The sequence below is a fragment of the Nonomuraea sp. NPDC003727 genome, assembly GCF_053586935.1.
The window spans coordinates 113,902-127,314 of sequence record NZ_JBSFNE010000008.1; the positions used below are offsets into that span (position 1 = coordinate 113,902).

Here is a 13,413-nt window from a genome sequence, read left to right on the forward strand (position 1 = left end):
GGTGGCCGGCCTCTGCCCGTCCAGGGCCCGCTGTCGTCGCGGGAGCGGAGGCCCCGCTCCTTCATGACGTCAGGGATGCGCCTGCTCGGGGGCGCGTGGCCGGGGCGGGCGACGGGCGGCCATGATGGGGGCATGATGTCGGCTGTGCTGTCGTTCGCGGTTGTCGCGGGTTTCCTCACGATCGTCCCTGGCCTTGACACGGCGCTGGTGCTGCGTTCGGCGTTGACGCAGGGCAGGCGGCAGGCGTTCGCGACCGCCCTGGGGATCAACACCGGTGTGCTGGTGTGGGGGGCGGCGGCCGCGGCGGGCCTGTCGGCGCTGCTGGCCGCTTCGCAGGTGGCCTTCACGGTGGTGCGGTACGCGGGCGCGGCCTACATGGTGTGGTTCGGCGTGTCGTTGATCGTCAAGTCGTGGCGGGAGGGTCTGGCGGCGTCCGCGCCCGCGCCAGCCGGGGCCGGCGGTGGTGTGCTGGCGGCGTGGGCGCGGGGCGCGCTGACGAACCTGCTCAATCCGAAGATCGGCGTCTTCTACGTGGCGTTGCTGCCGCAGTTCCTGCCGCCGGAGGCGCCGCCGCTGGTGGGCGGGCTGCTGCTGGCGTTGGTGCACAACCTCGAGGGCATGGTGTGGTTCGCGGTGCTGATCGCGGGGGCGCAGGTGGCACGGTCGTGGCTGGAGCGGGCGTGGGCGCGCAGGGTCGTCGACGGGGTGACCGGGGCGGTGCTGGTGGGTTTCGGGGTGCGGCTGGCCTTGTCGCCGCAGTAGCGCCGGTGGTGGGTGCGTGCGCGACCATGGGCGGTGTGCGTGGCCATGGGCGGTGTGCGTGGCCTGCACCCGCATGACCTGCATGGCGGGCGCGGTGGTGCGGGTGGCGGGCCTCACCGATGACGCTTGTCCCTCCGCCCCGCCGCGCTGCCTGGGCGCCTCTCCCCCGCGTCTCGTGCCTGGCGCCCGTCCCCGTGTGTCCCTGACCGGGGACGTGCGGCTGCGTCTCTGCGCCCCGGTGCCGCGTCCGGTGACACCCCGAGGAAGGCCAGCGGCCGATGAGCCGGGCGGGCGCGCTGCGCGACCAGCTCGGCCCGGGGATCAGCCCCCAGCTACGGGCTGACCAGCGCTAGATCGAGCAGGTCGATGCCAACCGGGGTGCGCTCGGTCGCGATCCGGCCCACCGACCACGGACCGGGGAACCGGTGCAGCAGTGCGTGAACCGCGACCGCGAGCTCGTGCCTGGCCAGATGCGCGCCGAGGCAGAAGTGCACGCCGTGGCCGAAGGAAAGGTGCTCGTTGGGCGTTCGGTCGGGACGGAACTCCTCCGGCTCGGCGAACACCCGGGGGTCCCGGTTGGCCGACAGCACCATGGCGATCACCCGCTGGCCGGTCTCGATGGCGTGCCCTGCGATGCCGGCCGGGCCGGTGGTGAACCGGTCGGTGCCACCGATCGGGGGCAGGAACCGCAGCACCTCCTCGACAGCATCCGGTACCAGTCCAGGGTCAGCACGCAGCTGGGCCAGTGCGTCCGGGTGAGCCGCCAGGCACAGCACGGTGTTGACCAGCAGGGTCTTGGTCGTCTCGTGGCCGTTGATGAGCAGCAGCGTGCAGAAGTTGATCAACTCATCGTCGGACAGCCGGCTGCCGTCCGGTTCGGCGGCCAGCAGAGTGTCGATCACGTCGTTTTGGGGCCGGGCGCGGTGCTCGGCGAACACCTCCATGAGGTACTCGACCAGTTCGGCTTGTGCGGTGCGGAACGCGGCCTGACGTACCGGGTCCTCGGCGAACGAGCCGGCGAAGGAGGTGATCGCCTCGGTCCAGCGCACGAAGTCCGGTTGCCGGTCGGCTTCGACTCCGAGCAGTGCGGCGATGGTGCGCACCGGCAACGGGTAACCGAGCTGGCCGATCACGTCCAGCTCACCGTCCACATCGGCCAGTTGCATCCGCACGGTGTCGGTGATCGAGGGGAGCAACGCCTGGATCGCGCGGGGCGTGAAGGCCCGGCTGACCAGTCGGCGCAGCAGGTGGTGCCGGGGCGGGTCCATCGCCGACAGACCGCCGAGAACCGGGTTGTCCCGGTGCGGCACGGGTTGCGAGCTGTAGCGCAGCTCGTCGGAGGAGAACGTCGAGTAGTCGGTGAGCACCTGGTTCACCTCGGTGTAGCCGTGCACCACCCAGGCACCGAACGGTTCGACGAAACGCACCCCGTCCCCGGCCAGACCGTCCCGTGCGGTCTCCCGGTGCCAGTCGAGGATCTCCATGACAACGTCATCAGCCATGCGTCGAGTGTGTTAGCCCCGGCTGGTCGAGGCTTGGAGAAAACGGACATCCGGCAGCAACGTGGTCGGCGGCGCCCCCACCGCGTGCCGGAATTCGGCGAGCAGGTGTGACTGGTCGTAGCAGCCGCTGCGCACGGCGATGGCCGCCCAGTTCGGGCGCTCGCCCTTGGCCACCGCGGCGTGCGCGGCGGCGAGCGCGTGGTGCAGCCGCACCACGCGCGCGTAGGACTTGGGCCGCAGCCCGACCGCCACCATGAACCGCCGCCGAAGTTGCCGCTCGGACAACCCAGCCTGGGCGGCATGCCGGTCGACCGGCGCACCTGGCGCCGCGTGCATGGCCGCCAGCACGATGCGCACCCGCTCGTCGACCCGGCATCGCCCCGCCCGCGCCCGCACCAGGGCCAGCGCCCCTGCCAGCCGCTCGATCACCGGCCCGTCCAGGCGCCCGACCTCGATGGGCGCCCCGGCCAGCGGCACCTCGTCGGCCGCGACCCCGAACAGCCCGGTCACCGTCCCCGGTCGCAGCCGCACCCCCACCAGGGACCCGCCCTCGGGCAGCGCCCCCTGCCGAGCGCGCGTCTCCGGCCCGGCCAACCAGCACGCCCCATCAGGCATGACCAGCAGGTCGACGGCGGGTTGCGGCAACCCTCTGGGCACCACGTCGCCGTCGAGCACCCAATTCCCGGACACCAGATGGGTCAGGTCGGCGGGCACGGGCGGAGCGGTCACCCGTGCAGTCAACCCGGTGGGCCGCCGCGTTCGCCAGCGATTAAGCGAACGGTGGACGCGGAATCGAACCCCTCACTCACCCCCTGCCGCCGCGCGGCCGTCCGGCGAGCTGTCGTGTAGGCAGGCAACCACGGGCTCCTGGCCGGCCGAGATGCGTAGACAACACCTCCGCTACCAGGAGCCCGTCCTGTCAGCCCGTGGTGGCGGCGCTCCTGACCGGCTGGCGCAGCAGGGTGCGCAGCTTGGCCGGGTCCTGCTCCTGCGGGTCCGACAGGTACACCTCGTGATGCGGCCCGTTGTGGACCAGGCCGTGCTCCTTCATGTACTCCTCCATCGCCGCCAGCGTCAGATGCTCCTCACTGAAGGGCCCCTCGTGCAGAAACTCCACACACTCGCCCTCGGTGAAGGTGACCACCTGCACCCGGTCGACCGCCGCGCCGGAGGGACGGGCGGCCTCTCTGGCCGCCTCCATCGCGCCGGGCTCGGGCGCCTGCGGCAGCGGCAGGTGCAGGTGCCAGCGCCACTCGGCGCGCGGCACGGTCAGCGGCGGGCGGCTGTCCTCCACCCACCAGCGGCCCTCCATCGGGCCGACGGCGGCGTTCATGGCGCCGGCCACGGTGTAGAGGGCGGTGACCGCCGCGCCGTACTCCGGGCCGCCCGGCTCGCCCAGACCGGTGACGGTCAGCGCGGTGACGGGCCCATAGCTGGTCTTCATGATCAATCCTCCAAAGGAATCTGCAGATGTGTGACGAGCTGGTCAGGAGGGGTCCGGGCGGGGTCGGAGACATACACCTCGCGGATCGGGCCACCTGCGGCCTGGCCGCGCTCGGCGCACCAGGCCAGCAGGGCGTGGGCGGTCAGCGTGACCTGGTCGTAGGGGCCGACGTGGGTGGCCTGGGCGAACCGGCCGCCAGGCAGCACGCGCGGCCTGGTCCCGGCGATCGGCTCGCCGGTCACCAGCGCCACCTCGACCGTGCACGGTTCGGTCAGCTCGACGGGGAACAACCCGATCAGCTGCGGCTCCCGCACGGCCGTACCGGCTGCCGCCAGGAGGCGGGCCACACAGGCGGAGGTGGCGCGGGCGATGTCCAGGTCGCCCGCGGCCTGCTCCCCCGTCACCGCCACCAGCCGTGACGGCTCCTCCACCTCGACCACCTGCGCGGACGGCAGCCCTTCGCTCATGACCCTTTCGAGGGCGGCCAGCGTGCGCCGCCGCCTTCGAAGCTCGGCCTCCAGGTCGTCGCGGACCCGGCCGAGCGCGCCTTCGGTTCCTGACAGGACCTGGCCGATGACCGCCAGCGGGACGTCCAGCGAACGCAGCAACCCGATCGACAGCGCCTGGCGGGCCTGGGACGGGTGGTAGTAGCGGTAGCCGCTGTCGTCGTCGATGTGGGCGGGCCGCAGCAGGCCGAGCTCGGCGTAGTGGCGCAGCTGCTTGACGCTGAGCCTGCTGAGGCGGGCGAACTGCCCGATCGGCAGAAGATCCATGGCTCAAGCATGGACTCTCCCACCGAGGGAGAGTCCAGCCGACGTTGACCCTCACGTAGCGGGAGGGTCCATGCTGGGGGCATGAGTTTGTCCGTGGGGCAGGTCTCGCGCCTGGCGGGGGTGACGGTGCGGACCCTGCACCACTACGACGAGATCGGGCTGCTGTCGCCGAGCCGGCGCAGCCAGGCGGGCTACCGCCGCTACGACGACTCAGACCTCGAACGGCTGCAGCAGGTGCTGTTCTACCGGGAGCTCGGCTTCGGCCTGGAGGAGATCATCGGCATCCTCGACGAGCCGGGCAGCGACGAGATGACGCACCTGCGCCGCCAGCACGAGCTGCTCACCGCGCGCATCGACCGGCTGCGCCAGATGGTGGCGGCCGTGGAGGTCGCGATGGAGGCGCACACCATGAACATCACGCTGACGCCCGAGGAACGCCTGGAGGTCTTCGGCGACTTCCGGCCCGAAGCCTACGAGGCGGAGGCGCAGCGGCGCTGGGGCGACAGCCCCCTCTACGCCGAAAGCCGCCGCCGCGTCGCCTCCTACACCAAGGCCGACTGGGTGCGGCAGCGCGGCGAGGCCGAGGCGATCACCGCCGACCTGGTGGAGGCGTTGCAAGCCGGGCTGCCCGCCGGCAGCGGGCAGGTGATGGACCTGGCCGAGCGGCACCGCCTGCACATCAGCCGCTGGTTCTACCCGTGCTCACCCGACGTCCACCGGGGCCTGGGCGAACTGTATGTGAACGACCCGCGTTTCACCCCGACGTTCGAGGCGCAGGCGCCGGGCCTTGCCGCCTACCTGAGCGAAGCCATCCGGGCCAACACCGCCCGCCTGCGGGCCGAGTGAGAGCAGGCGGGCGGTACGGCAGGGCGGGCCGTCAGCGGACCGTCCAAGGCCGCCGGGCACCGGCTACGGGCCGGGGGTGCCGATGACGACGGTGGCCTCCATCTCCTCGCAGGTGACCACGCGGGCGCGCAACCCGCTGCTGGTGAACGTCTCGACGGCCTGCGGCGCCTGCCGGCGGCTGGTCTCCACCAGCAGGCTCGCGCCGGGCGCCAGCCACACCGGGGCGGCGTCCGTCACCCGGCGCATGACCTGCAGCCCGTCGGCTCCGCCGTCGAGCGCCACCCGCGGCTCGTGCACGCGGGCCTCGGCGGGCAGCAGGTCGACCTCCTGGCTGGGCACGTAGGGGACGTTGGCGATCAGGACGTCGATCCGGCCGCGCAGCCGCTCGGGCAGCGCCGCCAGCAGGTCGCCGTGGTGGACGTGACCGCCGAGCCCGTCGAGGTTGCGGCGGGCGCAGTCCACCGCGGCCGTCTCGATGTCGGCGGCGTGCAGTTCGAGCCCGGGCACGGCGGTGGCGACCGCGGCGCCCAGGGCGCCCGACCCGCAGCACAGGTCGACCACGACGGCGGGCCGGTCGGGGGCGCCGGCCCGGCGGGCCAGCTCGATGGCCTGCCGGGCGAGGATTTCGGTACGGCGGCGCGGGACGAACACCCCGGGATCGACCGCCACGCGCAGGCCGCAGAACCGCGCCCAGCCCAGGACGTGTTCCAGCGGCAGGCCGGCGGCGCGCCGTTCGACCATGGAGGTCAGCTGGTCGGGGGTGGCGGCCGTGGCGATGAGCAGTTCGGCTTCGTCCTCGGCGAAGACGCAACCCGCCGAGCGCAGGGTGGTGACGATGAGGGACAGCGATGGAGCCGGCATGGGCGCCTTTCGGGAAAAGATCCTGTGGGCGCTCCCCCGGGTCACGCGCGTGTGGCGGCCCGGGCGGCTGTGCGGTGGGAGCACCCAGCCTGACGTGGCGAAATGGGTCTCACCTCCTTGGTCGCTGCCGTGCTGGAGATCGCCACGATACCGGAGCGTCCCCGGCGCCGTCACCCGGGGTGCCCTCCGCGGCCGGCGCGAGGAAGCCAGGGCGTCGGCCGGGGTTCCGTCGGCCGGGGTTCGGCCGCCTCCCAGGGGCCGCCGGGGGCCGGCCGCTCAGCTCGCCAGTTCCGCGGTGAAGCCGGTCAGCAGCGCGGTGACCTGCTCGGGCCGCTCCAGCGGCGGCAGATGGCCGGTCCCGGGCAGGTCGACGCGCCGCGCCCCGGCGATCCCGGCCGTCAGCAGGTCCGACACCTGCTGGATGCCCGGCACGTCACACAGCCCGTTGACGACCAGCGTCGGCACCCGCACCTCGCCCAGCCGTTCGGCGGCCGCGGGGGTCAGGAACCTCTGGACGGTCGGCGGGCCGCTCCACAGCCGCTCGAACACCTTGCGGCACATCGTCACCGCCCGTTCCCACACCTGGTCGGTCAGGTCGGCCCGCCCCCGCGAAGGGCCGGCGACCTGCCACAGCACCTGCGCCCGCGCCATCGCCAGCGCGTCGCCCGGCTCGACCTCGGCGCCGCCCTGCCGGTAGCGGGCCAGCCGCTCGGCCGGCACCGCGCTGTTCACCCGCTCGCGGGCCTGCTCCAGCATCTCCGGCGGCCAGGTGTGCCCGGCCAGCCCGGAGGCGATCAGCGCCAGGCCGCTGACCCTGGAGGGGGCGGCCAGCGCGGCCTCGACCGCGTAGGCGCCGCCCATCGAGCAGCCCACCAGGGCCGCCCGCTCGACCTCGAGTCTGTCCATCAGCGCCAGCAGGTCCTCGTGGTGGCACACCTGGCCGTCGGTGTCGCCGGAGCGGCCGTATCCGCGCCAGTCGTAACGGATCACCCGGTGGCCGGCGGCCAGCGCGGCGAACTGGTGGTCCCACATGCGGCGATCGGCGATGGCGCCATGGATCAGGATCACCGCGGGCCCGTGGCCCGCCTCTTCGTAACTCAGCATGCCGGGCAACCTAGCGGGACGGCCGCCGCCGCGGCGATCATGTTCGCCACCGGCGTGCACGACCGCGCCGCCGGCCGTAGGCGGCGGGGCGCTGCGGCCGACCCCTGGCGCTCCGCGTGCTTGCCGGACTTCTCGTCGGCGAAGATCCGGATACAACCCGCTTCGGTGAGGGCGCTGGTGGCAGGGGCTTCAGCGGGCACGCTCGACCCGAGCTTCGTCCCAGACCGGTTCGCTGCTCTCGTAGACGGTTCCGTCGGCGCCGAAGATGAGGAAGCGGTCGAAGTCGGCGGCGAACCAGCGGTCATGGGTGACGGCCAACACGGTGCCGGCGAAGGACGCAAGGCCCTGTTGCAGGGCCTCGGCGCTGGCCAGATCGAGATTGTCGGTCGGTTCGTCGAGCAGCAGCAGCGTCGCACCCGACAGTTCCAGCAGCAGGATCTGCAGCCTGGCCTGCTGCCCGCCGGACAGGGTCTCGAACCGCTGATGGGCGGCGGGTGCGAGTTCGTAGCGGGCGAGCGCGGCCATGGCTTCGTTCAGCGTGAGGGCATGCCCTGCTGTGACCAGTTCGGCGGGGGTGTGGCCGTGCAGGTCGGGCCTGGCGTGAGTCTGCGCGAAGTGGCCGGGCACAACCCGGGCGCCCAGCCGTACAGAACCGCTGTGACGTACCGAGGGGACCGCGCCGTCCGCCGCTTCGGCCAGCAATCGCAGGAAATGAGATTTGCCCGAGCCGTTGGAGCCGAGGACGCCCACGCGTTCGCCGTACCAGATCTCGGCGTCGAACGGCCGCATCAGTCCGGTGAGTTCCAGGGCGTCGCAGACGACGGCGCGTTTGCCGGTCCGGCCGCCGCGCAGTCGCATCCGCACGTTCTGCCGCTTGGGCGGGCGCTCGGGCGGGCCTGCCTCCTCGAAGCGCGCCAGCCGCGTGCGGGCGGCCCGGTAGGCGGACGACAGCGCGTCGTTGTTGGCCGCTGTCTGCCGGAGGGTCTGCACCAGGCGCTTGAGCTTGGCGTGCTCCTCGTCCCAGCGGCGGCGGCGTTCCTCCAACCGGTCGATACGGTGCTGGCGGCCCTGAGCGTAGGTGGCGAAGCCCGCGCCGTGGACCCAGACGCCGCGCGACTCCGCGGTCACGATGCGGTCCGTTGCGTTAGCCAGCAGCTGCCGGTCGTGGGAGACCAGTAGCACGGTCTTGGAAGTGGCACGCAGCTGATCTTCCAGCCATAGCTTGGCGGGCACGTCGAGGTAGTTGTCCGGCTCGTCCAGCAGCAGGACCTGATCCGGCCCGCGCAGCAGCGCCTCCAGGACGATGCGCTTTTGCTCGCCGCCCGACAGGGTACTCACGGGGCGTTCCCGGACCGCGTCGTAGGGCAGGCCCAAGGCCGCGGTCGCGCAGGTGTCCCACACCACCTCCATGTCGTAGCCGCCGGCGTCGGCGTAGTCGCTGATCGCCTGCGCATAGGCCAGCTGCGTCGTCTCGTCGTCGCGTTCCGCCACCGCTGATTCCGCCCGTTCCAGGTCGGCGGCGGTGGCGCGGACCCGGTCGGAGGCCACGGACAGCAGCAGATCATGCAGGGTCCGGTCGTCGCGGACGCTGCCGATGAACTGCCGCATCACCCCCAGCCCACCCGAGCAGGCCACCCGGCCGTCGTCCGGTTGCAGATCTCCGGCGATCAGTCGCAGCAGGGTGGTCTTGCCCGCGCCGTTCGGTCCCACCAGCCCGGCCTTGGCGCCCTCGCCGATGCGGAACGACACCTCGTGAAGGAGCAGCCGGCCGTCCGGCAGCACGTATGTGAGCCGGTCCACCTCGACGTGTCCCGCCACCGTGTTCCTCCCTGCCGGTCGCACTTCGGACCATGATCGGACCGTCGTTCTGGCAACCGGATCATTGATCCAGTGCTCGAACACCATACTAGACTTGCCTTCGCCAAGGGGAGGGACGCATTGGGAACGAAACACTCAGGATCGCCAGGGGACGTGTGGCTGCGGCCGCCGGTGCGGGCGGCGCGTGAAGCGCCGCTGAGCCGCGACCGAATCGTGGACGAGGCCATAGCCCTCCTCGATGAGGAAGGCGCCGACCGGCTGACCATGCGGCGGCTCGCCGAGCGCCTGGGGACCGGCTCCACGACGCTGTACTGGCACGTGAAAACCAAGAACGATGTCCTTGACCTCACCCTCGACGCGATCTTCGCAGCGGTTGAGATCCCGCGCGCAGACCGCCAGGACTGGCGTGCCGGCATCACCGCGCTGATCAGCGGGTGGCGTGCCGTCCTGCTGGAACATCCCTGGTCGGCAGCGCTGCTCGGCCGTCCGATGCTGGGCCCCCATGTACTTGCCCGCAGCGAGTTCCTGTACGCCACCCTCCTGGATGCCGGGGCCACCGAGCCGCACTTGACCGCCGCCGCGTACGGCTTGTCCAACTTCGTCATCGGTTCTGCACTCATGCAGGCGACCTGGACGGCCGGAGAGGAGCAGGCCACGCGAGCTGCCGCTCAGGATTACTTCCGCGCCAACCGTGACCGGTACCCCGTCCTGGCCACCCATGGCCCCCTCGCCGAGGACAGCGACTGGGAAACCAGCTTCACCTTCGGCCTTACCTGGCTCCTCGACGGCATCCAAGCCACCATCAGTGCCTCCAGTGCCGGCGGCGCCGCCAATGGGCCATCCACGAAGGCTGCAAGCCACGCCCGCCAGTGAGACAGCGGGACCGCAGCCGCGCGTCGGAGATGTCGGCGATCCGGGGCGAGAACTGGTAGCCGCAGATTGCGAACAGCCCGAAAACGATGTCGACGTACGACGCGGTGTCGGTGATGACGGTTTCTGGTTTCGGACCGCCGTCGCGGGCGTGGATGGCGTCCAGGATGAACAGCCGGTCGCGCAGCGTGCCGGGCACGCCGAGTCACCCGGTGGGGGCCCTTGTGCCGCAGACCGAGCGGTCATGCCCTGCCGGTCTTTGCCCGAACAGGACGGCTCGCGTGCAGGAGCGAGCGCAGTTCGGCGGTGTCGATGATGTGGGCCAGTCTCGGGAAGACGCCGGCCATCAGGGTCTGGTGGGCCTGCGGGTCCGGGTCGGTGACGCCGTCGGACAGGACGTAGAGCTGGTAGTCGCGGTCGGCGGCGTCGGTGACGGTGGACAGGACGGCGCCGCTGGTGCTGATGCCGGCGATGACCAGGGTGGTGATTCCGCGATCCCGCAGTTGCCGGTCCAGGTCTGTCGTCGACAGCGCGCCGTAGCGGGTCTTGCGGACGGTGATGTCGCCGGGCTCGGGAGCGAGCTGGTGGTGGAAGTGCGTGGCGGGATCCGCGTGGTGCATGAGGCGCTGCCGGCCGAGGAAGGAGAAGGTCTTGTTGGTCGGCGGGATCGCCGCCCAGTCGGCTGCGGTGAATGCGACTCGCACGTGGGCGATGGCGGCGCCGTGCGCTCGCATGTCGGCGATGGCGCCGGCCACTCGTGACAGCAGCGCTTGCGGGTCTGCCAGGTCGGGGAGCGAGGCCAGGATGTGCTGCTGGTAATCCATGACGAGCAGTGCGGCCGTCCGGGGGTCCAGCGCCGGGGTCGTGACGGTCATGTTGTCTCCTTGGGTGATGAGGGCGCCCTGACAGGCGAGATCGCACGCCAGGGCCGGACTGCACATGGGCGCGTGAGCCGCGATGTGCCGCGCCGCGACCCCACCGGCCACGGTGAAGGTCGTCACGCTCATCCGCGAGCTCTGCGCGCGGGGGCGAACCGCTCCGGCAGGGGCGGCTCGGCCCGATCGCGGTGACGGCCGTTGCGGCCCGTCAGGTGCGGCCCGTCAGGCGCGGCTGGGTGCCGGCTCCGGCTCGGCGAGGGGCGCCGCGGCGCGTCGGGGAAGCAGCAGCGGGGTCGCCAGCAAGAGCACGCCGGCCAGGCCGATGGCCGTGCGCGGGCCGAGCAGGCCGCCCAGCACGCCCCAGACGGCCGTCAGGAGCGCGGTCGAGACCTTGGTGGTCACCGACCAGGCCGACAGCGTGCGGGTGACCCGCTCGGTCGCGGTGCGCTCGAGGCGGTAGGTGGCGTAGACGGGGTTGAAGACCCCGCAGCAGAAGATCAGCCCGAGCTCGACGCCCATCACCAGCAGCAGCCCTCCGGTCCCCGGCCCCAGGAAGGCCAGCCCGACGGGCCAGATCGCGCGCAGCGTCCCGGCCGCGACCAGGACCCGGTGCCGCCCGAACCGGGTGACGAGCGGCCGGGCCAGCCGCGAACCGAGCAGCCCGCCGATCGCGGGCGCGGCGAAGGCCAGGCCGTACTGCCAGGGCGCGAACCCGAGTTGGCCGAGCATCACAACGGCCAGCAGCGCGTCGGTGGCCATCACCAGGCCGTTGAACAAGGCGGTGTTGAACAACAGCGGACGCAGCCTCGCGTCGGCGAGGATGTACCGCCAGCCGTCGAGCAGGTCCCCGGCCCGCATGCGCGCGGCCTGCCGGCGATCGGGCCGCGGCTCCTGCCCGCCCGTCGCGCCGATGCCCAGAGCCGACAGCAGGTAGCTGACCGCGTCGGCCACCACCGTCGCCACCGGACCGAGGATCCCGATCGCGGCACCGCCCAGCGGCGGTCCGATGATCGTGGTCGTCCAGGTCGTGGACTCGAATCGGGCGTTGGCGACGAGCAGGTCCTCGGCCGGCAGCAGCGTCTTCAGGTACGCGCCGCAGGCGGCGCGGAAGGTGATGTCGGCGGCCGCGACGACGACCGCGACCAGCAGGAGCTGGACGAAGGACAGCACGCCGAGCGCGAACGCGGCCGGGATCGTCAGCAGCGCCGCGAACCGCACCAGGTCCGTCCCGATCAGGACCGGCCGCTTGCGGCGCGACTCCACCCACGGGCCCAGCGGCACCGCCACGGCCGCGCCCGCCAAAGCCCCCACGGAGGACAGCGCCGCGACCTGCGCCGGCCCGGCGTGCAGCACCTGGACCGCGATCAGCGGGAACGCGCCGAAGGCGAGCCATGTGCCCAGCGCGCTGGTCCCGTACGCTCCCCAGAGCCACCCGAACCGCCGCCCCAACCGGTGCCCGTTCCTCATGCCGACGCTCCTCGTCACTCACGTGCACAACCGATCCGCGATCGGAAGCATCAAAGCGAGCGGCATGCCCGGGGATCAAACAACCACAGGGCCGCCCGGACACAACCCACGGTTGTATCCATAGGGTTGCCGCATGGACCACGACACCGTCCGGACCTTCGTCGCCGCCGCCGACGCGGGGCAATTCCAGGAGGCCGCCGCCGAGCTGGCGGTCACCCAGCAGGCCGTCTCCAAGCGCATCGCAGCGCTGGAGCGCAACCTCGGCGTGCGGCTGTTCACCCGCACGCCGCGCGGCGCCGAGCTCACCATCGACGGGCAGGCGTTCCTGCCCCACGCCCGAGAACTGCTCCGGGTCGCCGAGCGCGCGCTCGCCTCCGTGCGCACCGGCCACCGTCCGCTGCGCGTCGACATGATCGCCTCGCGCAGCGCGGCGTCGGGCCTGATGCGCGGCTTCCACCGCGCGCACCCCGAGATCGACCTCGACGTGGTGATGCTGTTCGACATCGAGCGGGCCGTCGCCGCCATTCGCTCCGGCGCGATCGACGCGTCCTTCCGCGCCGTCGCCATGCCCGGCCGGCCCCTTCCCGAGGACATCGCTTCCGTCCGGGTTCTCGACGAGCCGCTCCAGCTCCTCACCGGCCCCGCCCACGCGCTGGCCGGCGCCCGGTCGGTGACCGTCGCTCAGCTCGCCGGGCACCGGATCTGGATGCCCGGCATCGTCCCCGGGACCGAGTGGGCCGCCTACTACGACGACCTCGTCGCCGAGTTCGGCCTCACCATCGAGGCGACCGGCCCCAACTTCGGCTCCGACGCGCTCCTCGACACCATCGCCGACACCCCGGCCCTGGCCACCTTCATGGGCGGGCAGACCCGCCTGGTCTGGCCCGCCGGCCACGGCCTGCGCCGCATCCCGGTGACCGACCCCATACCCGTCTACCCGCACTCGCTCCTGTGGCGCCGCGACAACCCCCACCCCGCGCTGGCCACCCTCCGCGCCCACCTCGCCGCCACAGCCGCCGGTCCCGGCGCCGCCGGGACCTGGGCGCCGGACTGGGCGATCCCACGCTGAACGCCACCCCGGCAGCCCG

14 protein-coding genes are annotated in these 13,413 nt (G+C 72.4%); 4 read left to right on the forward strand and 10 right to left on the reverse strand.

Annotated features, from left to right (window positions below; all coding sequences use genetic code 11):
* Window positions 1-132 precede the first annotated feature (132 nt).
* Complete coding sequence (locus ACWDLG_RS21365) at window positions 133-762, forward strand: LysE family translocator (RefSeq protein WP_354922766.1); 630 nt, start codon at window positions 133-135, stop codon at window positions 760-762.
* Window positions 763-1,094: 332 nt separating this feature from the next.
* Here the strand turns inward: ACWDLG_RS21365 and ACWDLG_RS21370 are convergent, their stop codons facing one another.
* The 4 genes from ACWDLG_RS21370 to ACWDLG_RS21385 form a co-directional block, all read right to left on the reverse strand.
* Window positions 1,095-2,264, reverse strand: a complete 1,170-nt coding sequence (locus ACWDLG_RS21370) for a cytochrome P450 (RefSeq protein ID WP_449922324.1) — start codon at window positions 2,262-2,264, stop codon at window positions 1,095-1,097.
* A gap of 12 nt (window positions 2,265-2,276) precedes the next feature.
* Complete coding sequence (locus ACWDLG_RS21375; RefSeq protein WP_449922326.1) at window positions 2,277-2,993, reverse strand: helix-turn-helix domain-containing protein; 717 nt, start codon at window positions 2,991-2,993, stop codon at window positions 2,277-2,279.
* A 190-nt stretch (window positions 2,994-3,183) separates the two neighbouring features.
* Window positions 3,184-3,708, reverse strand: coding sequence for a GyrI-like domain-containing protein (locus tag ACWDLG_RS21380; RefSeq protein WP_449922328.1), 525 nt, complete (start codon window positions 3,706-3,708; stop codon window positions 3,184-3,186).
* A 2-nt stretch (window positions 3,709-3,710) separates the two neighbouring features.
* On the reverse strand, window positions 3,711-4,481 hold the full coding sequence (locus ACWDLG_RS21385) for a MerR family transcriptional regulator (RefSeq protein WP_449922330.1): 771 nt from the start codon (window positions 4,479-4,481) through the stop codon (window positions 3,711-3,713).
* 81 nt (window positions 4,482-4,562) lie between these two features.
* Here ACWDLG_RS21385 and ACWDLG_RS21390 point away from each other — a divergent pair, with 81 nt between their 5' ends.
* Window positions 4,563-5,327, forward strand: a complete 765-nt coding sequence (locus ACWDLG_RS21390) for a MerR family transcriptional regulator (RefSeq protein WP_449922331.1) — start codon at window positions 4,563-4,565, stop codon at window positions 5,325-5,327.
* Window positions 5,328-5,390: 63 nt separating this feature from the next.
* On the opposite strand, the gene ACWDLG_RS21395 is transcribed toward ACWDLG_RS21390, so the two are convergent.
* The 3 genes from ACWDLG_RS21395 to ACWDLG_RS21405 all read right to left on the reverse strand — a co-directional run bounded on the left by ACWDLG_RS21395 (window position 5,391) and on the right by ACWDLG_RS21405 (window position 9,197).
* Complete coding sequence (locus ACWDLG_RS21395) at window positions 5,391-6,188, reverse strand: putative protein N(5)-glutamine methyltransferase (protein WP_449922333.1); 798 nt, start codon at window positions 6,186-6,188, stop codon at window positions 5,391-5,393.
* A 276-nt stretch (window positions 6,189-6,464) separates the two neighbouring features.
* Window positions 6,465-7,292 carry an alpha/beta fold hydrolase gene (locus ACWDLG_RS21400; RefSeq protein WP_449922335.1) on the reverse strand — a complete coding sequence of 276 codons (828 nt, stop codon included), beginning with the start codon at window positions 7,290-7,292 and terminating at the stop codon, window positions 6,465-6,467.
* 189 nt (window positions 7,293-7,481) lie between these two features.
* Complete coding sequence (locus ACWDLG_RS21405) at window positions 7,482-9,197, reverse strand: ABC-F family ATP-binding cassette domain-containing protein (RefSeq protein WP_449922337.1); 1,716 nt, start codon at window positions 9,195-9,197, stop codon at window positions 7,482-7,484.
* 66 nt (window positions 9,198-9,263) lie between these two features.
* Between ACWDLG_RS21405 and ACWDLG_RS21410 the strand changes: the two genes are divergently transcribed.
* Window positions 9,264-9,983 (forward strand): TetR/AcrR family transcriptional regulator C-terminal domain-containing protein, encoded by a 720-nt coding sequence (locus ACWDLG_RS21410; protein WP_449922339.1) that lies wholly within the window; start codon window positions 9,264-9,266, stop codon window positions 9,981-9,983.
* Here the strand turns inward: ACWDLG_RS21410 and ACWDLG_RS21415 are convergent.
* From ACWDLG_RS21415 to ACWDLG_RS21425, 3 genes are all read right to left on the reverse strand, one after another.
* Window positions 9,913-10,179, reverse strand: a complete 267-nt coding sequence (locus ACWDLG_RS21415) for a Tn3 family transposase (RefSeq protein ID WP_449922341.1) — start codon at window positions 10,177-10,179, stop codon at window positions 9,913-9,915. The two genes, ACWDLG_RS21410 and ACWDLG_RS21415, sit on opposite strands and share 71 nt — an antisense overlap.
* Before the next feature lie 43 nt (window positions 10,180-10,222).
* Window positions 10,223-10,855 carry a cysteine hydrolase family protein gene (locus ACWDLG_RS21420; protein ID WP_449922342.1) on the reverse strand — a complete coding sequence of 211 codons (633 nt, stop codon included), beginning with the start codon at window positions 10,853-10,855 and terminating at the stop codon, window positions 10,223-10,225.
* 225 nt (window positions 10,856-11,080) lie between these two features.
* Window positions 11,081-12,325 (reverse strand): MFS transporter, encoded by a 1,245-nt coding sequence (locus ACWDLG_RS21425; protein ID WP_449922344.1) that lies wholly within the window; start codon window positions 12,323-12,325, stop codon window positions 11,081-11,083.
* Window positions 12,326-12,458: 133 nt separating this feature from the next.
* On the opposite strand from ACWDLG_RS21425, the gene ACWDLG_RS21430 reads away from it, so the two are divergent.
* Entirely contained in the window at window positions 12,459-13,394 is a 936-nt protein-coding gene (locus tag ACWDLG_RS21430; protein ID WP_449922346.1) for a LysR family transcriptional regulator, read from the forward strand.
* The last annotated feature ends 19 nt before the right edge of the window (window positions 13,395-13,413 follow it).